The organism is Parabacteroides sp. KHUB-02 (genome assembly GCF_056640955.1).
On sequence record NZ_JBWQEV010000002.1, the window covers coordinates 494,958 to 520,742 of the forward strand.

The 25,785-nt window shown below is 47.0% G+C and carries 13 protein-coding genes and 1 pseudogene; 8 read left to right on the top strand and 6 right to left on the bottom strand.

Features of this window, described 5'->3' with window-relative positions; genetic code table 11:
- Positions 1-30 precede the first annotated feature (30 nt).
- The gene (locus tag ACYIA1_RS22615; RefSeq protein ID WP_349194146.1) at positions 31-1,761 is read right to left on the bottom strand and encodes an ATP-binding protein; all 1,731 of its coding nucleotides are present in this window, start codon (positions 1,759-1,761) and stop codon (positions 31-33) included.
- Positions 1,762-1,926: 165 nt separating this feature from the next.
- On the opposite strand from ACYIA1_RS22615, the gene ACYIA1_RS22620 reads away from it, so the two are divergent.
- On the top strand, positions 1,927-2,271 hold the full coding sequence (locus tag ACYIA1_RS22620; protein WP_048928278.1) for a hypothetical protein: 345 nt from the start codon (positions 1,927-1,929) through the stop codon (positions 2,269-2,271).
- Positions 2,272-2,390: 119 nt separating this feature from the next.
- Positions 2,391-4,547: a virulence-associated E family protein gene (locus ACYIA1_RS22625; protein WP_480336435.1), complete on the top strand. Its 2,157-nt coding sequence runs from the start codon at positions 2,391-2,393 to the stop codon at positions 4,545-4,547.
- Positions 4,548-4,848: 301 nt separating this feature from the next.
- Here the strand turns inward: ACYIA1_RS22625 and ACYIA1_RS22630 are convergent, their stop codons facing one another.
- Positions 4,849-5,070, bottom strand: a complete 222-nt coding sequence (locus ACYIA1_RS22630; RefSeq protein ID WP_034527414.1) for a DUF4248 domain-containing protein — start codon at positions 5,068-5,070, stop codon at positions 4,849-4,851.
- A gap of 141 nt (positions 5,071-5,211) precedes the next feature.
- On the opposite strand from ACYIA1_RS22630, the gene ACYIA1_RS22635 reads away from it, so the two are divergent.
- Together ACYIA1_RS22635 and ACYIA1_RS22640 are read left to right on the top strand one after the other, a co-directional pair.
- Positions 5,212-5,664, top strand: a complete 453-nt coding sequence (locus ACYIA1_RS22635) for an HU family DNA-binding protein (protein WP_195600188.1) — start codon at positions 5,212-5,214, stop codon at positions 5,662-5,664.
- Positions 5,665-5,719: 55 nt separating this feature from the next.
- A complete protein-coding gene (locus ACYIA1_RS22640; protein WP_008771789.1) occupies positions 5,720-6,217 on the top strand; it encodes a glucosaminidase domain-containing protein in 498 nt (165 codons plus the stop codon).
- Between the two features lie 574 nt (positions 6,218-6,791).
- Here the strand turns inward: ACYIA1_RS22640 and ACYIA1_RS22645 are convergent.
- From ACYIA1_RS22645 to ACYIA1_RS22660, 4 genes and pseudogenes are all read right to left on the bottom strand, one after another.
- Positions 6,792-8,546, bottom strand: coding sequence for a RagB/SusD family nutrient uptake outer membrane protein (locus ACYIA1_RS22645; protein WP_048928275.1), 1,755 nt, complete (start codon positions 8,544-8,546; stop codon positions 6,792-6,794).
- Positions 8,547-8,588: 42 nt separating this feature from the next.
- A complete protein-coding gene (locus ACYIA1_RS22650; protein WP_048928306.1) occupies positions 8,589-11,885 on the bottom strand; it encodes a SusC/RagA family TonB-linked outer membrane protein in 3,297 nt (1,098 codons plus the stop codon).
- Between the two features lie 335 nt (positions 11,886-12,220).
- A pseudogene (locus ACYIA1_RS22655) lies at positions 12,221-12,631 on the bottom strand (DUF302 domain-containing protein); the annotation flags it as partial.
- A gap of 189 nt (positions 12,632-12,820) precedes the next feature.
- Positions 12,821-14,464, bottom strand: coding sequence for a diphosphate--fructose-6-phosphate 1-phosphotransferase (locus ACYIA1_RS22660; protein WP_005855923.1), 1,644 nt, complete (start codon positions 14,462-14,464; stop codon positions 12,821-12,823).
- A 551-nt stretch (positions 14,465-15,015) separates the two neighbouring features.
- On the opposite strand from ACYIA1_RS22660, the gene ACYIA1_RS22665 reads away from it, so the two are divergent.
- The 4 genes from ACYIA1_RS22665 (at position 15,016) to ACYIA1_RS22680 (ending at position 25,782) form a co-directional block, all read left to right on the top strand.
- Positions 15,016-16,725, top strand: coding sequence for a helix-turn-helix domain-containing protein (locus tag ACYIA1_RS22665; protein WP_122382639.1), 1,710 nt, complete (start codon positions 15,016-15,018; stop codon positions 16,723-16,725).
- Between the two features lie 119 nt (positions 16,726-16,844).
- Entirely contained in the window at positions 16,845-19,748 is a 2,904-nt protein-coding gene (locus ACYIA1_RS22670) for an autotransporter outer membrane beta-barrel domain-containing protein (protein ID WP_480336439.1), read from the top strand.
- A 60-nt stretch (positions 19,749-19,808) separates the two neighbouring features.
- Positions 19,809-22,772, top strand: a complete 2,964-nt coding sequence (locus tag ACYIA1_RS22675; protein WP_480336440.1) for a M26 family metallopeptidase — start codon at positions 19,809-19,811, stop codon at positions 22,770-22,772.
- Between the two features lie 142 nt (positions 22,773-22,914).
- Positions 22,915-25,782 carry a peptidase M26 gene (locus tag ACYIA1_RS22680; protein WP_480336442.1) on the top strand — a complete coding sequence of 956 codons (2,868 nt, stop codon included), beginning with the start codon at positions 22,915-22,917 and terminating at the stop codon, positions 25,780-25,782.
- Positions 25,783-25,785 lie beyond the last annotated feature (3 nt).

Below are 25,785 nucleotides of genomic sequence, written 5' to 3' on the forward strand. Positions count from 1 at the left end.
GATTTAAAGTTTCATGCCAAATATAGGCATTCAATCACAAGCCACCAAATCCCAGCCTTTAAATATCAGTGTTATCAAGCGAAGTTTCGTATTTCCCTTCGTCTCTCTCACTTTAGGATCTTCGGCATAACGTTTCAATTGCCCGGCAGCCTCAGTCCTCAGCGATTCTATCTCCGGGGTGGAGGCGTCACGACGGGCATATTTTACCTCTACGATATAACTATAGACGATTTCCGGTTGATGCAACAAATCGGGCATCATGTAGAAGTCCGCATATCCCTTATTCGCCTCATACTCCGGATGAATTATATAAGTACGGGTCAAGCCCAAGTAAGCCAACAAAAAGCCCTTTACGTGCGCCTCACCCTCGATAAACTCACGGATAGAGCTTTGTCGCTTCAATTCAGAGGCGAAGTACTCAAAGACAGGTTTCCAGTTTCCCTCATAGGCCATGCTAGCCACGAGCATCCCCAGCCGATCCATCTCGAGGGAAAATAAATCGGCGCTCCGGTAAGCCTCCACCAAATAGGAGTACAACTGCTCACGAACCGTCAAGTTAGGGATCGCCAATAGGGTACTCCCCCATTTAGTACCCCGTATGGTAAGCAGCCCGAAATAATAGAGCAGGCTCTTAAAATTATCCGGTTTCGCCAGATCCTCGGCGGGGAAAGCCGTCTTGATGGTACCTATGGTCTCGCCATTCGTCACGATGTCTTGGATGATAGAGGCGTTCATGCCCATTTTCTTGTCCAAGCGAATCAAATGACGGAGCTTGTTATAATCCGTACGGATGTTGTTATCGATCATGTTCTCCGGAACTTTTCTCAACGGAAGATAATGATTCAGGAAATACAGCACCATATCCGAGTTATACATCGGCTCGTGGAGCGAATCTCTCGAGAAACAGTAATTATCGTACCATGGCTTCATCACGCCGATCACCTCATCTACCTCTCCGGCCAGCATATCCACGTCTTTATAATAAGACAACATATCACGTACCTCCCGCTCGCTAAACCCGATAATCCCGTTAAACCGGGGATCGGTGCTCATATTGGCACCGATATTGAATCCACTTGTCACGTCATCCATGGTGACCGGAGAGACTCCCGTGATGAACATACGCTTGATCGGTCCGTTTCCCGTGGCACCTTCTTTCAGCTTATTAAAGAAATAGCGGAAGAACCCCGTGCCATGTGTCAATTTACGGTAATGCTCATTCCCCACATTGGCGAGTATGGCGTTCGTGAAATTATCATACTCATCGATGAACAGGTAGATCGGAAGATCCAGTAACGTAGCCTGCCCGATCAGGTAGTTCAATTTCTCGTCCGCGTTCTTGAGTCTTTTCAATTCACTGGCGAAACCGGGATTGAACATATGTCCGTAAAGCCCGGCGAAAAGATCGAAACGCATCGAGCAATTATCATTGAACGAGGCCAGCAACCGGTCCGGGTCCGGATTCACGCCGGCGAAATTAAAATCGAGCACAAGGTATTTCCCTTGCTCCGCCGTAGGATGCGAACCGATATACAGCCCCTCGAAGATTTCCTTGAAACGATCCCGCCTATAGATATCATAATACCATCTAAGCATGTTGATAAACAAAGATTTTCCGAAACGCCTCGGGCGGATCAAGAAGAAGAAATTGGCAGATTCCTCCAACCACTCGATATAATGAGTCTTATCCACATAATAATACGGCTCTTTCCTAATCCTCTCAAAATCCGTCAGTCCGTAAGGAATCTTCTTTATTATCATAGCGATCTTTGTTTTTATGAGTAATTACAAATATAAGCATATATATCCGGCAAAGCAACAACTTCCGAGGAATTATCACGCGGATAATGTACCTTTGCGATGTTTTTAACTTTAACAATTAATCATATATGAAAAAAAATCAGTTTCCGGGAAGCGGAAACAAGCGTGAGAAAGCTGCTGGATAGTCTGGAAAATGCCCAAAAGGCATGGGTGGACTTGAAAAAAGACGCGAAAGGGGCGCATAAGTTGTTTAAAGACTACCAGCCGGAGGAGGATCTGGTTAAACGGGAGAAGATCATCTACACGGGCTCCGTGAAAGACTTCGTGCGGCTGACGCTGCCCATCCTCAATGACCCGCGGTTCCGGGTGAACGGACAGACGAACCGGGAAGCCATGATACGGGCGCTGGACGAGGTGTTCGAGATACACCCCAACGGCTGCCCGGAGCCAAGGAGCTTCCGGAGCATCCTCTCGACGGCGCAGGAGGAATACGGGAAAGCGCATGAATAACAAGCTTCCCGTTTTTCACAACAAAAGTTAAAACTTGGGAGGCGTCCCAAAGCGCCTCCCTACCTTAGCGGCATCAAGCCAGAGACACTGGCTCTTTTTTTATCACTTAAAAACATAGTATGATAAACACATCATTATTCGCCCTTTTCGGACGATACAAGGGAGACGCCTCGCTAGCGGGCGTACTGGAAAACATCCAAAGAGGAACGTACAAGCAGTTCATCGACGAGACGCGGGAGGCGCTAGCGTCGGGCGATAAGGAACTGGCCGCCAAACTAAAGAAAAAACTGCCCGCTTTCACCCCACAGGCCACCTACTCCGGGAAACGCCTCGACCCTCACATCACCCGCTATAACCAATTGGTGGTACTCGACATCGACCACGTAGGGGAACGGGAGCTGGAGCGTATCACCCCGCTCGCCACGGAAGCGCCCTACACCGTGGCGTATTTCCGCAGTCCCAGCGGCGACGGGGCGAAACTCATCGCCTACGCCGCCACGGACGAGACCGCCACGCCGGGCAATCACCGGAGGGTCTACGAGGCCATGAGCCGTTGGTACACCGCCCGGCTCGGCGTGGAGCTGGATACCTCGGGCAGCGACATCGGGCGGCTTTGCTTCGTATCGGACGATCCCGCCCTATACTTCTCGCCTGCCTACCGCCCTTGGCTGGAGGGTACCGGCGAGCTACCGGAGGGCCTCGCCCCGCTACCCCTTACTTGGAAGGAGGAGGTTAGCGAGACGGCTCCCGGGGCGAAGGAAAGGAAGGTGGCCTCGCCACTGGAGAAGGCACGCCGGACCGCCGAGCGGAAAGGCGCCTACGCCGAGGGCAACCGTAATAACTTCATCTTCGTCATGGCCGCACGGGCGAACCGGCTGGGCGTGAAGCGGGCCGAGATGGAGGCTTACGCCGCTACCGCCTTCGCCGACTTGCCGGCGGAGGAACGCCTCGCCGCCATCGAGAGCGCCTACAGCCACGTGGAGGAGCACGCCGCCGAGACGAGCGCCGCCACCTCCCGGAAAAAGGGCGGGGGCCCGCTGGACGTGGTCGCCGTGGAGGCCTATATATCCGAGCGTTTCCTCACCCGCAAGAACGGCGTGAGGGGGTACGTGGAGGTGGCCTCGAAGAAAAAGCGGAACGGCCAAAAGCCGGTCTTCAAGCCGGTGACCGACTACTGGGTGAACTCGCTCTGGCGGAGTCTCCTGAAGGACGGCCACTACTGCTCGCATAACGACATCCGGGCCATACTGATGTCGGACTTCAGCGAGACGTTCCACCCTTTCCGCTCGTATTTCGAGGGGCTGGCCCCGTGGGACGGGGTGACGGACTGGATCGGGCAGCTGGCCGATACCGTGGACACCACCCGGCCCGCCTTCTGGCGGGGTTGCCTCAAGCGCTGGCTTATCGCGCAAGTGGCCGGCTCCATGGAGCTAGGCGTGGAAAACCATACCATCCTGCTGCTGGCCGGCGGGCAGGGGCTGGGCAAGACCTCGTGGCTGCGGAACCTCGTGCCGCCCGAGCTGCGGGACTATCTTTTCACGGGCAATGTCAATCCGTATAGCAAGGGTTTCCCGCAGATGATGGTGGACTGCCTCTTGATCGTCATCGACGAGATGTCCGGCCAGAGCTACGCCGATCTGAACCGCCTCAAGGCGCTCACCTCCACAGGGGTCATCTACCTGCGCCGCCCGTACGGACACTATGCCGAGACGCAGATACGCCACGCCTCCTTCGCCGCCACGGTGAACGACTTGCAATCGCTGCCGGACGATAACGAGTCTCGCCGCTTCCTCTGCTTCGAGGCCACACGGATCGATTACCAGTCGCCCGTGCAACACGCCGACATCTACGCCCAAGCCCTCGCCCTCTTCCGCCGGGGCGAGAAATACTGGTTCTCCGGCGAAGACATCCGGAAGATCAACGAGAACAACGAGACCTTCCGCCAGCGAAGCCCCGAGGAGGAATTGTTCTTCACCTATTTCCGCAAACCGGAGCGTTTCGACACGCCACAGTATCTTACGGCGAGCGATATTATGACGAAACTAAGTGTATTTACACGTATCACGCCGACACGTTCTAATATAGTTACGTTGAGCAAGGTGCTGAAAAAACATGGTTTTAAGCTCACGAAAACTAGAGGAAAACTACTGTTTGAGGTCGCCGAGATCACCTCGGAACAGGTAAAAGCCAATTTTTTGCGCCCTAGGCAAGAGGAAGAGGATAGAGCCCAAAAGGAGAATGATATCTTTAAGGGTCAAGAAGATAAGCCGGAATAAAAACTGACTTTCTAAAATGAGCAGGGCGCAAAAGGCGCAAAAAACAGTGTCTGGAAAAACATTTTACAAAAAGATAAATATATATCACACTATAGCAGTGTGATGAAAAAATATATTTACAAGAAAAGTTTTATATAGGCACGTAAAGATGCGCCTTTTGCGCCCTAACCCCGGTACCGATATTCGTCGGGATTAAGAAACATGACCGGAAAACCAATGAGATACGGTCGCTAAGTCAATGGAATCCGTCTCGCTTTCCATTGACTTAGCGCCCCTATTCCACCCGGATACCATCCGGCTCTCACGGCTCGCCGAGCGACTCGATGATGGCCCGCACCATGGCGGGCGAATAGACCCGCTCGCCCTCGTGATAACCCAGCGAGCGGAGGCGACCGGGCAGGCCGGGATAGATCGTTATCCAATGTTGCAGCTTGCGGTGGGCCGAGCGGGGATGCAGGTCGGGCAGGTAGACCTCGGCCAGCTCCATCCGCCCGTATGCTCGTATCTTGAATGTCGTTTCCATATCCTAAAGATAGTGAATCTCTGGCATATATCCATCATTTTCCGGAGAAATAATTCACCCGAAATCACCCTAAGTCACCCAAAGCGACAAAGCCCCCATGCCCTGCCGTATCTTTGTATCAACATTAAAAAACAACACATTATGATCCGCTACAAGAAGTATCAAAACAAGAACGAGAAGAACGAGACAACCTTCAACAAGTGGTACGCCCGTGCCGTATGCGAGGAGACGGTAGACATCGCCGCCTTGGCCGAGCACATGTCCACCCACAACACCCCCTTCTCCACCGGCGCCATCCACGGCATGCTGAAGGACATGGTAAATTGTATCAAGGAGCTGCTGATGGACGGCAAGAACGTGAAGATAGACGACCTCGGCATCTTCAGCGTGGGCATCCGCTCGAAGGGGGCCGTCACGCCGGAGGATTTCTCCACGCAAGGCAATATCATCGGCGTACGCCTTCGTGCCCGTGCCACGGGCAACCTCTCCAGCGCCTCGCTCAAGCTGACGGCCAAGCTCCGTGAGTACACCGAGTACTCGAACGGAGAGGTGACCCCGGGCGGGGGCGATTCCGAGAGCCCGGACGAGATTTAGGGAATTGAAAATTGAGAATTGAAAATTGAAAATTGAAAATTGAAAATTAAGTGGTATGGAGATTTCTGTTTTTATACGTGAATACGCTCCGCTGGCTGGGGAGGCCGGGCGGGCGTTCCGGATCGATCCGGTGGTGATCTTGGCACAGGCGGCCATCGAGACGGGTTGGGGCGAGAGTACGCTCTGCCGGGAGTATCATAACTTTTTCGGCATCACGGCCTACGGGTTGCCCAACGTATGGTGGACCGGCCGGTGGACGGAGCTGTCGCCCCGCTCGCTACGTTTCCGGATCTACCCGGACGATAAGTGCTCGTTCATGGATTACTGCCGCCTGCTTCGCTCGGCCTATCCCCGGGCGGCCGACATGAGCGCCAACCCTACGGCCTTCGCCAAGGAGATCGCCTACAGCCCCTACATCAGCGAGGTGAACGGCGACAACCGGGAAGCCTATCGTAAGCTGATCGTCCAGCTTTGCCGAAAAATCAGCTCGCAACTATCAATCGTTAATCCAAAGGGCGGGCAGATGCCGCCCCTATCATCAACTGTCAACTAAAATGAAATACCTTGAACTCATCCTCCGTTGCCTCACGGCGCTCCTCCGGGTCATCTTCCCGCAGCATCCCCCTGTTCCCGAAACGACAGACGCTACCGGCGCTGCTCCTTCTCCTGCTAGCCCTCCTCTCCCTCCTCATGCGGGAGACGGAGGTGACGCTAGCGGCGATCGGCGCCTCGCTGACGCTCTTCCGCCACGACGGCACCCCTCCTCCCCACCGCCCCCCGGGGCGGACTGGCTGGGTATCTCCGGCTACACCCTCCTTATAGCGGGGTGCGCAGGGTACCTCTTGAAGTACTGGGGCTGAACAACAGAAAGGGGGTGTGTCAAAAATGACACACCCCCTTTAAATTCAGACACTAAAAAATCATCACGGTGTCACTGTAATATAAGTAGCAGATTCTGTTTTAACGCCATTAATCGTTATTATACAAGATAAACGATAAGATCCGGCATCATACAAATTAATACCGCAGTTATACTGATTTGGATAGATGTATCCTCTACCACCCCCTTGAAATAACATCCTTCAAAGAACATAACCTAATCATTATGCTCTTTGAACCAAGCAAAATTATTTCCAAGGAGCTGGCTGTACCAAGTACGGCTGACCGCTCTCGTCGTTACCCATGGTCGAAATTTGCTGATCAGGAATAGGGAACATTACCTTAGCCGCTGGCAAATAAGAAGCCGTAGAGAATTTAGCCAAATAACCCTTCTCAAAGTCTACATATTCCTTAAGAGTCTTAGCCATATAATCACCACCCCAACGTTGCAAGTCAAACCAACGTTGTCCCTCCATCGCTAACTCAAGCTTACGTTCCATACGAACAGCCTTGATACAGGTATTCTTATCAGAGAAAGCAGCGTGAGACGAGGGATACTCAGCGATTTTATAATTAGCGGCTGGTTTACCATCTTTCTTGATAATATTCACGTCCAAACCTGCACGAACACGGATTTTGTTCACTTGAGACATAGCTTCTGCCAACTGACCATCGTTAGCCAAACACTCTGCATACATCAAAATACAATCACGCAAGCTCAAATATTGCAAATTCATCGCAGAACCCGGAGCCCAACCTCCGCTGAACCCTCCACTGGCCAAGCCCGCATCTTCTTCCGCCTTTGAATATACATGTTTCTTCGGCAAATAAATACCACCGTTTGCAGCATCACGTACCCATCCATTCTTAGGGGTACCCCAATCCTTATAAGGAATACCAAAACGTCCGATAGCGAAATCCAAACGAGGATCCACCGCAATCTCATCATTATTCAAAGCAATAGGATCCTCTGGATTTGTACTACTGTTACGATAAGAAACAGGCTTACCCGCACGATACGAATTATCCAATAATGGCAGGCCATTCGCATCAACCTTGAAAGAGTTAGCCAACTCACTAGACGGCTGATAAAATCCACAACAGCCTCCGGGATTACCAGAGCCACCATGAGGATAGCACAAAGACATCCCTGAATTACCATTATCATTAGCATCCACAGAGAATTGAATAGCAAAGATAGATTCTTTACCATTATCTCTAAAAGAATCAAAATTTGCGTTCATATCATTCTCTAGGCCATAGGCTAATCCATTAGAAGTCTTACCACTCTCAATAACCTCTTTCAAAATAGGTTTAGCAGAAGCCATATCCCCTTTCTGCATTAAAATCTTCGCTTTCAAAGCCTTAGCCGCCCAGATATTTACACGTCCCACCATATCTTGGGTTTCCGGGAGTTTAGAGATCGCATCATCTATATCTGTAAGCACATTTTGATAAATGTCCTTGTCATTATGCACCAAAGGATTGTTTTCTTCAATTGTCTCATCCACCCACGGAATCATAGGACCAAACACCTTGATACCTTCAAAATAAAATAAGGCACGAAGAAATTTCAACTCACCAACACGAGTATTTTTAACGTTCTCGGGCATATCTGTAACCGCCGGAATGATCTGCAATGTATTATTCACACGTTTCGCTCCTTTATACACCCATTCCCATTTCTCATTTAGGTATCCATTGGAAGGAAGCATATTGTACATTTCCATCGTATTCAAGATAGACTGGTCATTACCGTCAGATCCTTTGTTAGCATCGCCACCGTACATTCCACCAAATGTCCAGTTGAAAACGGAAGCTCCCCAACCATTCTCCGTCAAGTTAGCGTAAGCATTCGTTACCAGCAAGTCCACACCATTAGCATTCGTCAACGCCTCTTTATCAATCGCACCTTGCGGAGCTTTATATAGGAAGTCTTCTCCACAAGCCCCTAAAGTCAACAAAGATGCACAAGCTAATAAAGCTATATATTTTTGTTTCATAATTCTATATTTTATTCTAGTTTTCATATGTTTCACTTTTTATCAGAAAGCGAAATTCACCCCAAACAACAATCTCAAAGTAGTCGGCCAACCACCCATATCAATACCACGTCTCAAATCTGCTCCATTGCCTTCGCCTACATCAGCATTCGTAAACTCTGGATCCAAACCGCTATATCCACTAATCGTCAACAAGTTCTCTGCTTGTATATATACACGTAAATTAGAGATAGTGGCTTTTTGCAACAAAGATTTCGGGAAGGTATAGCCCAATACCACATTCTTCAATCTCAAGAACGAGCCATCCTCTACGTAATATGAACTAGGAACTGCACCACTCCAAGAGTCCTTTGAGTCAAGGATTGGTAATATCGCCTTTGAGTTATCCGCACCTGGCCTCCACGACAAATCTCTCATACGAGTAGAACGGTTTCCCCCAAACAATGGGAAATCCGTAAAGTACTTTGTGTTATTAAATATGTCATTTCCAATCGTAGAATACCAAAACATCGTGAAATCCCAGTTCTTCCATGTAGCGGAAGCATTTAAACTCAAGATCAAGTCTGGATGAGGACTACCGATGAACGTACGATCTTCACCATTAACTTTACCATCGCCATTGCGATCCTCGAACTTGAACTTACCAACCATCTGCTCTGGTTTCAACTCTTCTTTACTGCTTATACCATAAGGCAGTGGTGAGTTCTTAACATCATCAGCAGACTCATAGAAACCAATTATATTATAGCCAAAGAAAGAAGATATAGGTTGTCCTTTCGTTGTACGAGTAACATGTTCACCCTCAAAACGAGCACCGGCTTTGCCGATAAAGAAATCGTCCGTATTAGACAGCTTTAAAACCTCATTCTTATAAGCGGAAGCATTTACGCCGATATCCCAGCCCCAATCACCTTTAGAATCTCTATAATTAAATGTCAGATCCCAACCGGTATTCTTCATATCACCATAATTTAAATATGGCTTGCCTATCTCGCTACCTGCCAATCCAGAATAAGCCGCCTCGATTAACATATCCGAAGTCTTCTTGTAGTACCACTCAAAACCTAATCCAAACTTCCCATTCAAAAAACTGGCATCAAGACCAACATTTGTCATCTCTGTAGCTTCCCATTTCGTATCCTCATTACCATATTTATCCAAACGGAATCCAACCATTGATCCAGAGTTAGAAGCACCCAGGTCATAATTCGTGTTTGTCGGTTTTGTTGCGTACTCAAACGCATAGTTAGTCTTACGACTCATCTCGGAGTTACCTGTTTGTCCATACCCTACACGCAACTTCAAGTCATCCAACCAATCCTTTGTGTTTTCCATAAATGACTCCTCAGAAATACGCCATCCTAAAGATACGGAGGGGAACACACCATAACGATTCGCTTTAGCGAAACGAGATACACCATCACGACGCACGATACCCGTAATTAAGTATTTGTCTGCAAAAGAATAATCCACACGTGCAAACATTCCGAATAGAGCAAACTCTCCCTTATATTCAGATTCAGCCCTACGACGCGCATCGTTCTCTCCCATATTCAATACCCATGTATTCATGTTGTCTTCCATTAGATAACCGAAACGCTGTCCCGTCATCTTACGTCCTATACCGTCACGAATAGCCTCTGTACCCAACAAAACGTTCAACTTATGAACATCCTTAAAGACAGTGCTATAAGTCAAAGTATTCGTCCAAACCCAACGAAAATTGAAGCCAGATATCTCCTCTAGATTATTGGTACCAGGGCTTTCAGAGAACTCTAGATTTTTCTTATCCATACGATAAGAATAATTATTCGTATAATCTAGACCAAAGTTCGTACGGAATGTCAAGCCTTTAAACAAATCCGCCTCAGCCCACAAGTTACCGAAGATACGACTGTTCGTCCAATAATTATCTTTGTTTCTTTCTTGAATCGCCACAGGATTCTGGAAATTACCAGTACCTGTTATCTTTGAACCCGCATAATTACCATGTGTATCACGTACAGGAACCCAAGGAGAGGCTCTATAAGTCCAAGAATATGCGCTAGATTCTGCGGCAGCAGCCTGCAAACCATTATCTTTAGAAAACGCATAGGTCATATTCTCCCCCGCACGTAACCATGGGCGAATATTAAACGATGTATTCGCACGTACTTGATATCTCTGGTAATAAGAATCAATAACCGTACCATCTTGCTTAAAGTAGTTCGCACTTACATTGTATGTTCCCTTCTCTGTACCTCCGGATAAGCCTATCTGATGGTTTTGCATCAAAGCCGTACGATCAACAGCGTCCCACCAATCCGTATCTGAGAAAGGTACGATTTGGTTATCGGGATAACTATAATCATCCATATTAATATTCTGACTTCCTTGTGCTCCATTTGTTGTCAGATAATTCGGAATGATTGGCTTTGGCCCCTTTCCGAACTGAGGATGTTCCGGGACTTCATCTACGCCACGAATCGTATAAGAGTTCTGCTGTGACTCCCATTCCAATGCCAAACGATCCGCAGAGTTCAGCACCTCATACCTCTTTGTCGTTTTTTGCATACCGATATAACCGTCATAGGTAACTTTCGGCTGTCCTGATTTAGTACCCTTCTTCGTAGTGATCAAGATAACTCCATTCGCTGCCTGCGCACCATAAATAGCCGCAGCAGAGGCATCTTTTAACACCTGCATGCTTTCAATATCGTTCGGGTTCAAGCTACTCATGTTTTGGTTACGAGTAGAAACACCATCAATTACATACAACGGGCCATTGTCATTAACTGAGTTAATACCACGAATACGAACCATCGTGGCCGAACCCGGTGAACCAGATTGTCCCACATACACACCTGCAGCTTTACCTTGCAACTGCTGAGCCGCAGAAGATCCCGAAGAGGCCAGCAACTCTTTCGTATCGACTACCGCCACAGAACCAGTGATGTCCTTCTTCTGCTGCGTACCGTAACCTACCACGATAACCTCGTCAAGGTTCTGGGTATCTTCTTTCAAGGTAACATTTACCACACTGCCCGAAGCAGGAATTTGCTGAGATACATAACCAATGTAGGAAACGACTAAAATGGAGTTGGGCTCAACTTCCAAGGAATACTTACCGTCAAGGTCGGTAATCGTACCGTTTGTAGTACCTTTTACTACAACATTCACACCCAAAAGGGGTTCACCCTTTGCGTCAGTTACCGTACCGGTAACTTTCTTAGCTTGTTGGGAAATGGACACATTCGCGTTGGACGCGTGGATTGGAGGGGTCACGCCCGCACCGACCATCAAGAAACAAAGTGCCAAACCCAGCCCACCTTTAACAAAAGCCAACTGTTTGTTCATCATAACACAAAAATAGGTTAACATTAATATTCGTATCCACTCTTCGGATACTGGCGCAAATATAATTTATTATTTCATAAAAAACAATATTATGCCTATTTTTTCCACATTCCTTTATTTTTCCTGAACATACGCGCACGCAAACAAGCATTGAATATCGAAAAAGGGGCATCTTTGTAAACAAAAAGACAATGCCACAGAAAGTGGCGATATGTTAAAACGCATGTTTAAAATATATCATCTATTCTTAAATTCCACAAACTTTTTTTACCGAATCATCAATATCTACCCCGAATAATGAGCCGATAGCCCCCTATAAAACAAAAGAGGACGCCGTTTTACCGGCTGCCGGCTATCGATTTACTCACGATATTCGTTACGGCCTCTTGCATCTTCTCGATGACACCGCTGTTTTCCATCCCGTATTCGGAGGCGATCGTCTCCAGATTCGGGGAACCGACCCAAACCTTGCCGTCCGCATCTTCCCAAACGGAGATACGTAGCGGCAGCTCCAAGGAAATGGACGGATCTTGCCGCATCAATAAAGTCCCGACCTTCGGCGAGCCGAAGACGATCACCTTATTCGGAGGCAGCTCCATCCCTACCTCGCTAGCGTTTCGCCCATGATCGAACAGGGCGAACACGGAACCTCCTTGAGACTTGATGATCTCCTCGATCCGCCGCATCGTCTCATCCACGCTAAACGGGCTTACCGCTTTTTCCATCAAACGATTCTTTTTCTCCTTGGCGAACGAGCCGACAGGTATCAGCATCAAAAGGAGCAATAGATAGGTGATTTTCTTGTTCATGGAATCCATGTGTTATAAAGATTTATTTTTAGGTTTAAGATCTCGTGGCAAATGTATGTAAATAAAAAGAGGATGCCAAATAAATGACATCCTCCCTAGCTTATATATTATATAATGTATAAGTCTGTATTAAGCTTGCTCCAACTGCAAAGTCTTAGTCGGCTGGTCGCAAACCTCCGTCGGACCGAAGTACTGGATCGGGCCCGGGTATACGTAGCTAGTAGTCAAAGCCCACTCGTCACGGTTTGCGGCGAATGCCTTGAAAGGAGCGCCGTCAAGCTTAACCAAAGCCTTCTGGATAACCGGCTTCATCTCGCCATGACGTTTCTCCATGTTCATCATCATAGTAACAGGGATACCACCGGCGATCCATTGATCAGCGGGAGCGGTCGTGTTACGTACGGAAGACATATAACCCGTCTTACCGGCGGCGATCAAGCAAGATGCCGTGTAACCCAAAGAGTAGCAGTAGTCTGCGTCGTAGTTAGAAGGAGCGGCGCAACGACCCTCGTAACCGAAGAAGTGGTGTTGTGCGGCGAACTTGCCTACGTACTTGCCCTCGGCTTTCCACTCAGCCAATTTCTTGCCAACCATCTCGGACAATAACTTCTCGGTCTCGATCAAAGAAACCTGTACGTTTCCGTGCGGGTCACGGTCCAAAGACAGCTGACGAGCTACGCCCTCCGGAAGAGAAGCGTACAGATCAGAGTTCTCCTTCGTCAACTTGCTGATGATATAAGCACGTTGCTCGCTCTTCTTGATCATCTTGAACTCAGCATCGTGCTTAGCCAAGAAGTCGTTCAACTCGGCAATCAAGCGCTTCATAGCCGGAACGAACTCGATCAAGCCCTCAGGGATCAATACCGTACCGAAGTTGTTACCCTCGGCGGCACGCTTAGCCACGATACCAGCCACGTAAGTAACGATATCGTCCAAAGACATATTCTTCTCCTCAACCTCCTCGGAGATGATACAAACGTTCGGTTGAGTCTGCAAAGCGCACTCCAAAGCGATATGAGAAGCGGAGCGACCCATCAATTTGATGAAGTGCCAGTATTTCTGGGCGGAGTTACAGTCACGTTGGATGTTACCGATTACCTCGGAGTAGACCTTACAAGCCGTGTCGAAACCGAAAGAGGTCTCGATCTGGGCGTTCTTCAAGTCACCGTCGATCGTCTTCGGGCAACCGATTACCTGTACGCCGGCGCCGATAGCCTTGTAATACTCGGCCAATACGCAAGCGTTCGTGTTAGAATCGTCACCACCGATAATAACCAAAGCCTTGATATCAAGCTCTTTCAAGATCTGAAGACCTTTATCGAATTGCTCTTTCGTCTCTAATTTCGTACGACCGGAACCGATCATATCGAAGCCACCCGTGTTACGGTACTCGTCGATAATATCAGCCGTCAATTCCATATATTTATGATCGATCAAACCGCCCGGGCCCAAGATGAAACCATACAGACGAGAATCTGCGTTGTGAGCCTTGATACCGTCGAACAAACCAGCGATCACGTTGTGACCACCGGGAGCCTGACCACCGGAAAGGATCACACCAACGTTCATGACAGGCATAGCCTTCTCCTCGTTACTCTTCTCGAATGTAACGATCGGCATTCCGTAAGTGTTCGGGAACAATTTCTTGATTTCTTCCTGATCGGCTACTGATTGAGTATACTCGCCGTCAACGGCTTTCACTGCACCTTTCAACGCAGCGGGTACCTTCGGTTGGTAAGCTGCTCTTGCGATTTGTAATGCACTCTTTGTCATTTCTTAATTGATTTATTTAGAAATTATTTGATACGTGTTCAAAAGTGACGCGAATATAAGGAAAAAAATCCGTATTAATAAAAGAGAAGGGGGATATGTTCATTCAAAATAGCATCGAAAAAAACTTCCGGGAAATCACTGGTAAACTTGCCCTCATCATTATAACCGATCAACCTTCAACAAGAAGAGGGTGTGTCACCATGAAGTGAACACGAGAAAACAGGTAGCTTACTGTATATTTTACTTGACTATTTTTTACACGGTCGTGTTTTTCCAAAAACACGTACGTAATTTTCAAGAAACACGGTCGTGTTTTTTCGAAAACATGTACGTGTTTTACTCAAATCTCCATCATAATTTATATCCATCTAATTATAAGCCAGTTATAAACCATTTCAAACAAATGCTTTATTGTATTTTTTTAATCCGTTTACTCTGTAGGCTACTTCAATGGCACAATAGAGTAAACTATTCATCAACTTGCACCTAATTATCACAAAAGACTTCGTATATTTACACCTTCTATTAACGTTAGTTAATCACAAAATTCGATGCGAAAAAGCCCTCTTGCACTCCTATTATCGCTTATCTGCCTGATCTCGTCTCATAACGAGATACAAGCGCAAGGACATCCCCCGACAGATTCATTGCGACAACGGGCCGCAGCGAGCGTGGGTAAGGAAAAGCATGATCTACTGATGCGTATAGCCATGTCCACCAACGATATCGCCGACTGGGACGCTACGCTCAACGACGCTATCGACCAGTGCGATACTCCGGCTATCTGTCAATCAAGATTGAATCGTATACAATGCCTCTTTAATTTCTACTCCGTGGATTCGGCTATCATCGAGGCGCAGGAAAGCCTTCCTTTTATATTGGATGCCAAGCAATACAGTTTCTACTTCTCCACCTATAATACTTATATATCCGGATTGTTCAAGCAAAGACGGTTCGACGAGGCCCGTGAGGAAGCCACAGCCATGTTCGAGACGGCGCAACAGGTTAAACAACCGGTAGGCATGACGATGGCCTTGCAGGTACAAGGCAGCATGTATTATAAACTCGGCTTGTACGACCAAGCCCTCACCTCGCTGGAAAAAGGGATCGCTATATGCCCCACTTACGAGAATGGCGAGAACCAAGTACTCTACATCTCGGCCGTTCTTTACGAATGGCTCTTCATGACCGCCCTGAAGGTAAACGACACGGAACGCATATCCCGTTACGCCAACAGCTATGCCGCCCTCGTCAACTGGAGGGACGAGCATGGGAAAGTGGATCCTACCGGACATTATCCTGTCACCTCCCGCTCTCTCCAAGCCTTCTCTTTCCTAAAGAAAGGGCAAATAAAAGAGGCGAGACGATTGTTGGATGAGGCAGTCCGGTTTATTCATCCCCAAATCCCGGCCAACGCCTATGAGCATTTTTACGAAGCTCGCCGAGAATTACGGGAAATGACAGGAGATTACCAAGGGGCTATCAAGGATATGGATATCCTGTTAGCTGCTCATGAGGGCGACCTATCTTTCTATATGGACGATTTGTTGAAGAAAGCGGAACTTCTGGCTCATTCCGGAGATCCCCGGTCCTGTATATCGCTCTATCATACGTATATACAGGTGAAAGACTCGGTAAACCGGTTGGATATCGCCTCTCGGATGGATCAACTACGGACTATTTACGAGGTAGACCGGCTCAACCAAGAGAGGCAATACGCAAGGAACTGGATGTTCGCCGCCTTTACCGGTTGCTTGCTCCTTGTCCTTTTGCTAGCGGGATATATCATTTATTCCCAATGTCTAAAAGCAAAGAATCAAGTGCTTTACAGACGTATACAGGAACAGATCCGGCAGGAGAATAAGGCGGTGGAAACCATTAAGCAAATACCCGAGAACGATCTTTCCCGGGAATTACGTTTATTCATAAACTTGAACGAGTTATTGGAAAAAGAAAAGCTATACACCGATCCCACCTTGAACCGGGATGATCTGGCACAACGTTTGGGGACCAACCGTACCTACTTGATGGAAGCTGTACGTACTTACAGCGGGAATATGACCGTCCGCGAATATATTTATGACTTTCGTCTAAAGCATGCCGCCGAACTGCTCTCCTCTCCCTCCGCCCTCTCGATCGATCAAATATGCTATGACTCCGGGTTCGCTTCCCGCTCGGTATTTTACCGCCTTTTCCGACAGAGCTATGGCCTGTCTCCTAACGAATATCGAAAACTTGCGGAGAAAGAAAAAGAAAATTAAAATACTATATTTCAAAAACTTGCGCCACACGGACAAATGTTTTGCGCCACACGGACAGCTTTTAGGATTACTATTCGCATATTGAAACGATATCTGTTAATCCTAAAAACAAGCTATATATGAAGACAAATTATTTTTTTCTCCTTTTCTTTCTTTTGATTCTGATGGGATGTTCGGATGACAAAAACATTCCGGATATCCCGGCCTCCACAGAGGACACCTATGAAGGAGTACACGATCTGATCAGTTTCACGAAAGAAACCGAAGATTTCACGTATGGAGACCTGACTTTCCACATCAAGACTCCCGACGGGAACATTATCCAACGGAAAGCCAAGCACCGGCGATTATCCGGGACTTCCCTATTCACTATGGAAAAAGGGCTGAAGGAGGGTAAATACCAGCTACTATATATGGAATATACCATCCAATCGGATTGCCCGGACATTGACGGGCGGAATGGGGAGTTCGGCATGGGGTGCTACATTACCGTCAGTGAGAATGGGATCTCCACCGAAACCAACCGTGACGAGCGAATCGGCCTGTATGGGAACGGTACGCCGGAAGATCCGTACCGGATAACCTCTGCCGATGATTTGGCGAAGATACAAGAAGCGATCCTCAACTTCCACAACAATGGTAACCTTGTTAATTCCTACACCTGCTTCGAACAACAAAATGACATTAGCATGGCCAACTATAATGACCAATGCGGCTGGGAGGGCAACTGGTACCAGATCGGATTATCAGCCAGTTATCCTTTCACGGGCTATTATGACGGCAACGGCTATACGATCCGGGATTTGAAAATGTTAGATAAAAACGCCGTGGGCGCTAGTTTGTTCGGCTTCGTAAATCAAGCCATCATCTCGAATCTCACCATCGAGAAAGCCACCATAACCGGCTATGGAGCGCTATCGGCTATCGTAGGAGCCGTTACCACCAAGGGGGGAAGCATCAATAAGACATTTATAAAAGGGTGCGTAGTAAAAAAATCCACCATCGAAAGCCGTAGCGATGGCGTAGTCACGGACGGCATGGCCATAGGCGGGATCGCCGGCATGGTAGACCCGAACGTAAATCTCTGGATAGATTCCTGCTCGGTAGAGGATTGCACTATAAACGGGGCGATTGCCGTAGGAGGAATCCTTGGCGGAGGAACAGTGTACTCAATGACACAAATCACGAACTCCCACAACCGGAATACCAAGGTAACCGCATCTTACAATTGTGCCGGAGGAATCGTTGGGTACGCCGATACGCTCTATGTATATTCATGTAGCAATAATGGCACTATCAAAGGTGCCGCATCCACAACCGCTCCTCCCGGAAACCTTCCTGCCAATTCTATATATAATGTAGGAACGGGCGGGATCGCCGGAGGAAGCGGATTGAGCACCATCATTTCCAGCCGAAACAGCGGGACGGTGCAAGGAAGCAGGGGCGTAGGGGGAATTATCGGAAGCACACTGGTAACTACCCAGCCGAAAACTTATTATAATAACACGTTTATCGGTTTTTGCTCGAACTCGGGGAATATAAACGGCGACAGTTATATAGGAGGATTATGCGGTGAGGCGCAACTTGGCGCTTATAAATCGTATAATGAGGGTATGATCGAGGCTAATTCATCCTTCGCTGGTGGAATTTTAGGATTCGCTCCCTTGGCCTCCATCACCAATACGGCGAATTTCAATAAAGTAATCGCCTCCTCTTATAGCGGAGGAATAGCCGGTTCCATCCTTGCCGGCTCGTTGGGTATTAACACGAATCTGGGGGAAGTAGCCTCCTACCATGAATATGCCGGTGGTATGATAGGAAGGGCAGGGAATACGCTTGCCATGAACTATTGTTCCAATTTCACGCCGATATCAGGCTCCTCATACCTCGGTGGTATGATCGGCGAGGTAGGCGACGCAAAGAAATGGACGATCATGGATGGCGTATCCTTGGGGTTTGCCACATTCGAGCTGGCGTCTACTCTTATCGGATTTGTCCCTTTCGCTAAAATCGTGGGAGAAAGCGGAGAAATCCTTGTTAACTGCGCCCTTACAGTACTTAGCCTCGTCTTAAATGATATCGATATTTTATCAGAAGGTTTTAGCGTATTCGGGCTTATTTCACACGGTCATCCGGAGATTATAGAAACAGAGAGGCTGAAAGGTGTCATTACCCATGATATCGCCATGTTGGAATCAGACATGGACACGAAACTGGCCAATAAAATAGATAACCAATCGTTCGCAAGCATCAAACTGAGGAGCAAAGATATGACAAATAGGTTCATGTCTAATCGAAAGGCATTAACAGAATGGTTTGAAAGTGGGGCAAACCACCAGATTTATAGTGACGCGATGAATTATAAGAGAGGATTGCTCTCCAAACAGATCCTTAAAAGCAAAAAAAACGAAGAAGTTCTACATACGGTTGTCAGTGGTGTTTGTTGCGCGGTCAATTCAACCTTGCTTTTTGTTACAGTTATCACTTTCCCCGAAGGTGTTCCCGCTGTAGCCTTGATGGGAGGTGCGCTAGCGTTAGTCAGTTTCGGCAATTCGGTTTCGGCCACTCTTGATGATTTCGTGGAAAACTCCGTCGTTATCACACAATGCTTGAACGCCGGAGAGATTGGCCAATATAGCAGCGGAGGCTTGGTAGGCCAACTTCAGCAAAGCTGCCTTATCTCCGATTGTATAAATATGGGACGCTCAAATAAAAGAGCCAATGCCATAATTGGAGTTGTCAATCAAAACGTAACGGTAAGTAGAAATTTGAATGTCGGAGAGAATTGGTATCTTTTCGCACCTCCCGCATCCGTTTCTTATTTTGGGAATTACTGCATGCTGGGCACTGTAGAGCAACCGAATCCTGTGATTATGAACATATTCAGCTTACAAGACTTAAAGTCGGAAAAGACCTTTACTGGATGGGACTTTGATGTAAAATGGGAAATACCATCCAACGAAACAGGTAGCTTTCCGATCCCTAAGAAATCCGAGATGCAATTTGATAAACCTAATTTATAAATAAACGAACAAACAAACATGAAAACATACACTAAAACAATATGGAATATATGCGCATGCATGCTTATCATCTTGCTCGGCGGATGCGCGGACGATGACATCATACGAAACGACTGCGGATCGACCTTGCAAGAGACAGAATCTCATCTAATAAGCACGTTCTCCTTGCCGGAAGGCAAAACTCCCATACAAGATACGAGAGAACAGATCTTTTTCCAGTTGAGATCGCTGAGCGATAACTCCATACAGCTCATGGAAGGTAAGATCCGGAAAAACGCGGGGATTCTTTCCTGTGAAATGTTTATCCCCAATAATCTGGTATTAGAAGATGGAGACTATATACTTTGGTTAAAATTCGATGAAGAAGGCAGCGTCTATCCACTAAGCTATCATCTGACATTCCGTGACAAGATGGTCAGTATGGTACGTGATACTAAATATATTTACGAGATGCTGAATGGCGAAGGTACGGAAGAGAATCCTTATCTGATTACTTCCACCAACGATTTCGCCTATCTCGTGTCTCAATTAGCCACGTACGACCGTAATTACGGATACGGGCAATTCTTCAAGCAAATAGCCGACATCAAAGCTCCTATCCCCAATTGCCTGTATCAAGGTAACGCTTATAAAAGCGCCCCGTTCGCGGGGAACTACGACGGCGATTCCCATAAGATACTAAACCTAACCTATCTCGGGACGAACGGTGGAGAGCAAAGCGACGCAATCGGGCTTTTCTCCATTTTACACGACGGGGCAGTGATCCGGAATCTTGATATAGAAGGAGCGGATATAGAGTATCCGGGGAATTGCTGCGGATTGCTTGCGGGAGTAGCTAACGGGAATATACGAATCGAGAATATAACCTTAAACGGTAATATCAAGTCCACGAAGGATAAAGTTGGCGGTTTAATAGGCTATATCGAGGGCAACGCCCAGTCGTTGGCACAAATCAGTATCCGGAATGTGCGATTAGGCGTCTCATTCTCGGAATCCGGCAGCTCTTATATCGGAGCGTTGATCGGCTGGGCCGAGAACGCTTCCATTCAAGTGGAGGATATCAGTAGCGACGGGATTTTCAAAAACTTGAGAGGGAATAATCATGTGGCCGGTCTGATCGGGAAATTATATGGTCAAATCGATGCCAGAAAAATTAAGCTGCAACATACCTCCTTAAACGATTTCCCGATATCCGGTAACCAGAACGTAGGCGGATTGATCGGTGAGGCATTCTTACAGGCGGCATCCAGTTTCAAAGACATAACCATCGACATGCCGATCAAAGGTAGCTCCTATGTCGGCGGGTTAATCGGTCAGATCCGGTCGGAAGCCCCTACCAGTACCCTCATCACCATCGAGAACTTCCAGTTGTCCAATCCGGCAAATCAGTCTCAAATCCAAGGGGGTAGTTATGTGGGTGGAATGATCGGATATTCCCACAAAACACACGCTAATGCATTTACGATAGAGCTTAAAAGGGAATCCTTATTTCATGCCTCGATAACCGGGCAGTCTGTTATAGGAGGTATTTTCGGTTCTTTAGATGATACCCAAATACAATTTACCCCGGCCTCACGATTGTATATGGATAATGAATCCCTTGAAGCTTCTTCAGGGATTTGTGGCACTTTAGCCGGAGCCTTATCTTACCAAGAACCGGGGAAAGAAATTCTTTTGGATCCGGAAATATTGGTGATTAATCCCAACATCAAAATAAAGGGAGGAAATAACACAGGAGGAATCATCGGAGCGTTATATAATGGGACGTTGACTGGGACCTATAAGCCAGAATTCAATGCCGCAAACGTAATCGTGAGCAAGATTCCACGACCGATTTTCCCGGGTAACATAAATTCGGAAAAACCCTATCGCGAAAATGCCGCTTATGTTGGAGGAATTGTCGGATATGCAGATAAATCTACCCTCAGAAGACTCTTCACGCAACCTTCCATTTACGGCAGAAGTACAGTCGGAGGAATCATCGGATATGCGAGCGATACTCAAATATCAGATTGCGGCGTGAAAACAGAAACATTTAATAATGGGAATAATAGCGCCATTATGGTAGGAGGAATTATCGGACAAGCATCGTGCTCATCCCACTGTGAGTTTTCCAATCTAGTAAATTACAGTAATATCTCCTCAGGATCCAATTATATCGGAGGCATTTTCGGGAGTATGGTAGCGGGAACTAGCGTAAAGATCAATAAAGTCGTGAATTTAGGTAAGATATCAGCCACAAATAACGTAGGCGGTATCATAGGGAAAACTTCAGGAAAAGACATAGAGGTTTATGACGCAGCTAATTTCGGCGTAATCCAAGGTATCGCAGGAGATAAAGAATGCGGAGTGGGCGGTATAGCCGGTGCCGCCGAGGATGCCATTACAATTTATAAATCCGTTAACCACGGAAATATCACCATAAACAGGAATGCCAAGTATTATGGAGCAGGAGGTATCTTGGGGTATGTGAAGCAAGGGGGAGCACATGTCCGTTACTGCTGTAACCGGGCAAATATAGACTATCCGAAAGATAAAGAAGACAGCCATGGCATTGGAGGTATCGTGGGTAGCATAGAAAAGGCTAACGATAACGACGACAGTTACGTACTGGATTGCTACAATATGGGAGAAATCAACGGACAGCAAAAAGCGACCAGCACGCTTGGTACCGACTACCGGGGAGGGATCGTAGGAAACCTCGGAAGCCACGGGAGATGTTACCGGGCCGTAAACGGGGGCTATGTCCGCTTTGGAAACGCAGGTGTCGGATACGGCAACAAGAAGAACCTGACACATATCTATATCTCGCCCGGTACAGGCAAAGACTTTGGGGCAACGTCTATCCCTCTACCAATCAGAGAAGATAAAAATATTTACCAAGGATTCGACTTCACGGGAGATCATGATCCAAACCGGCAACCGGTCTGGGTTCTGGGTGGCACATATAACTCGGAGAATAAAATGCTACCCTACTTGCATTCAGGAAAATGTTATTTCCAATTCGCAAAATATGCCCCATAGAGGATTGACAAACTATACAAGGTAGCAAGCATTCCCATAGCTATAACGTAAAGCTGGAAGATTGGTAAATTTCAAGGTCTCTCTGAGAAGTACCGAGAAAATATTATGGATGGCATGATAATTCTAGAAACAAATTTATATTATGAAGACAAATTATTTTTTCCTATACTTTTTCTTTATCATCCTTACCGGATGTTCGGATGATAAAATAACACCGGAATTACCCCCAAATACAAACGATACGTATGAAGGGGTTCATGATCAAATCAAGTTTTCAAATGAAACCGAGGACTTCACGTATGGAGAACTAGCTTTCTATATCAAGGTACCAGACGGAAGTATTATCGAACGAAAGGCTAAGCACCAACGGATTTCTGGAATATCCCATTTCATCATGGAAAAGGGACTGAAAGAGGGTAAATACCAATTACTCTATATGGAATATACCGTGAAATCGGATTGTCCGGAAATCGACGGACTGAAACGCCAATTCGGATTATGTTGCCAGATAAACATAACCCCGGATGGTATCCGGATAGAAAGCACCTATAACTCCAATATGAAACTTTACGGAGCCGGTACCCCCGATGATCCTTATCTGATCGGATCAAATGATGACTTGAATAAGATCAGAACCGGAATATCCAACCGATATGTGTCCTCTTCCACTTGTTATTCCCAACAAAACAATATTGACATGACCGGCTATAACGACAAATGCGGCTGGGAGGGAAATTGGTACCAGATCGGGCAATCCGCGACTTATCCATTTACCGGATATTATTACGGGAACGGATACTCGATAAAGAACATGACCCTCAAAGATCCAAACAAGATTGCCGCCAGCTTGTTCGGATACGTAAACAAGGCTGTCATCATGGACCTGACAATCCAAAACGCAGACATCACCGGCTATTGTGCCGTATCCGCCATAGCTGGAGCGATCGTCACATCGGGAAGCGGACAAGATCCAACCTTTATCAAGGGATGCACGGTAAAATCATCGACCATCCAAAGTCAAGGGGACGGTATGGGAATCGGTGGAATTGTAGGTTCCGTAGATCCAAACACTAAATTATGGATCGATTCATGCAAAGTAGACGATAATACCGTACAAGGAGCTATAGCCGTAGGCGGTATTCTTGGCGGGGCCAACGTACTTTCGACAACACAAATCACCAACTCCAGTAACGAAAAAGGCAAGGTAGAGGCATATTACATGAACGCAGGAGGAATTGTCGGCTACGCTGATTCCTTATACGTCTATCTCTGCACGAACAAATCGCAGGTAAAAGGCGGCACACACTCACACAAACCTGATCGATTATCTGGTTTCATGGGTACCGGAGGTATCGTCGGCGGAAGCGGAATCAGCTCAATCATAACCTGCCGGAACGAGGGGAGCGTAAATGGCCAGAGAGGTGTTGGAGGGATCATAGGAAGTACTTTAGTCATTCTTAATCCGGCAACATATAATAATACATTTATAGGATATTGCTCTAATAAGGGCAGAGTCAACGGAAAAGAGAATGTAGGCGGACTATGCGGTGAAGCACAATTAGGAACTTACAAATCTTACAATGAAGGAAAGGTAACAGCAGATGGCTACTATGCCGGTGGCATAATCGGGGCTACCCCATTATCCAGTATCACCAACACGATCAATTTCGGAACTGTATCTGCCTCACGGTTCAGTGGCGGCATGAGCGGACAAATACAAAGCGGATCATTGGCGTTAAATGTGAATATGGGCAAGATCTCGGGGAGTACATATATCGGAGGGATGGCCGGTATCGCAGGAGGTTGCCTATCCATGAACTATTGCGCTAACTTAGCAGATGTAGAAGGAAATGGGTATATCTCCGGATTAATCGGAGAAGTCGGCGATTCAAGGGAATGGACAGAGGCCGAGAAACGCTCCGCCATATTCGCCACTATCGAGCTTGGCCTTTCAGTTTTTAATACCGTTGTCGGTATCGCTGATGCGGGAACGACAATCCTTAACAATCTAATCACGTCACACGACGCAGTAATGGAAAGTATCAGTGCCTATTCATTGGGAAAAGAAATGGCCGACCTTTTCCGTCCAATGCAACGAAAGGACTACACAACTTCGCTTAGTGGATTAGTCACCAAGGGGATGGAAAAACTGGAAACAGATATGGATAATATACTGCGAAATAAATTATCAGCTCTTCAGTTTAGCACACCCAATCTTCAATATGGGCGAATGATCGATCAATTCATGAACGAATACAGGAAAAAAGTGATTGCTTGGTATGAGACCGGCAAAAACCATGAGGATTTCCGTGACGCAATGAATTACAAAAGAAATCTTCGCTATAATCAAATACTGGATATCAAGAAAACAGAAAAGATCATCCATACCTTGGCAGACGGGGTATGTTTTATAGCCAGCACAGCCGCTTTTGTCGCCGGATTCGTTGCCACAGGTGGTGTCAGCACGATAATCGCCGCGGCCGGTGTGGTCGTCAGTGTGGTCGGATACGCAAACTCCATAACAGCTATAGCGGACGATTTCCAAGAAAATGCTGTGGTAATCAGCCAATGTGTCAGCTTCGGAAACATTAGGGCGAAAACAGGCCCGTACGGCGATTACAACGGAGGACTCATCGGACATTTTGATGAAGGTTGCCTGATATCGGATTGCCTAAACGGAAGCGATGGCAATAAAATAGGAGGAGCTACGGTAGGAAGTCCGGAAAAGCAAGCTGTCGTAAAAAAATGCCTGAATATCGGTAGCCAGTGGAAAAATTTCGCCTATACGGGTAATGCACTAAGCCGATTTGAAGATAACTATTGCCTAGAAAATACGATCGAAAATAGAAATATCCATGGCGCCACCGGCTTAACCCTGCCACAATTATCGACCACTTCCACATTCCAAGACTGGGATTTCCAAAGACTTTGGAAGATTCCCTACACAGGACTGGGCTACTTCCCGGTTCCTTATCAATCTGAGATGCAATACAAAGAACCCCAATTATAAAAA

Coding starts and splice junctions, on each gene's coding strand:
- ACYIA1_RS22615 (WP_349194146.1), bottom strand. CDS start 1,761: ATGATAATAAAGAAGATTCCTTACGGACTGACGGATTTTGAGAGGATT.
- ACYIA1_RS22625 (WP_480336435.1), top strand. CDS start 2,391: ATGATAAACACATCATTATTCGCCCTTTTCGGACGATACAAGGGAGAC.
- ACYIA1_RS22630 (WP_034527414.1), bottom strand. CDS start 5,070: ATGGAAACGACATTCAAGATACGAGCATACGGGCGGATGGAGCTGGCC.
- ACYIA1_RS22635 (WP_195600188.1), top strand. CDS start 5,212: ATGATCCGCTACAAGAAGTATCAAAACAAGAACGAGAAGAACGAGACA.
- ACYIA1_RS22640 (WP_008771789.1), top strand. CDS start 5,720: ATGGAGATTTCTGTTTTTATACGTGAATACGCTCCGCTGGCTGGGGAG.
- ACYIA1_RS22645 (WP_048928275.1), bottom strand. CDS start 8,546: ATGAAACAAAAATATATAGCTTTATTAGCTTGTGCATCTTTGTTGACT.
- ACYIA1_RS22650 (WP_048928306.1), bottom strand. CDS start 11,885: ATGATGAACAAACAGTTGGCTTTTGTTAAAGGTGGGCTGGGTTTGGCA.
- ACYIA1_RS22660 (WP_005855923.1), bottom strand. CDS start 14,464: ATGACAAAGAGTGCATTACAAATCGCAAGAGCAGCTTACCAACCGAAG.
- ACYIA1_RS22665 (WP_122382639.1), top strand. CDS start 15,016: ATGCGAAAAAGCCCTCTTGCACTCCTATTATCGCTTATCTGCCTGATC.
- ACYIA1_RS22670 (WP_480336439.1), top strand. CDS start 16,845: ATGAAGACAAATTATTTTTTTCTCCTTTTCTTTCTTTTGATTCTGATG.
- ACYIA1_RS22675 (WP_480336440.1), top strand. CDS start 19,809: ATGCTTATCATCTTGCTCGGCGGATGCGCGGACGATGACATCATACGA.
- ACYIA1_RS22680 (WP_480336442.1), top strand. CDS start 22,915: ATGAAGACAAATTATTTTTTCCTATACTTTTTCTTTATCATCCTTACC.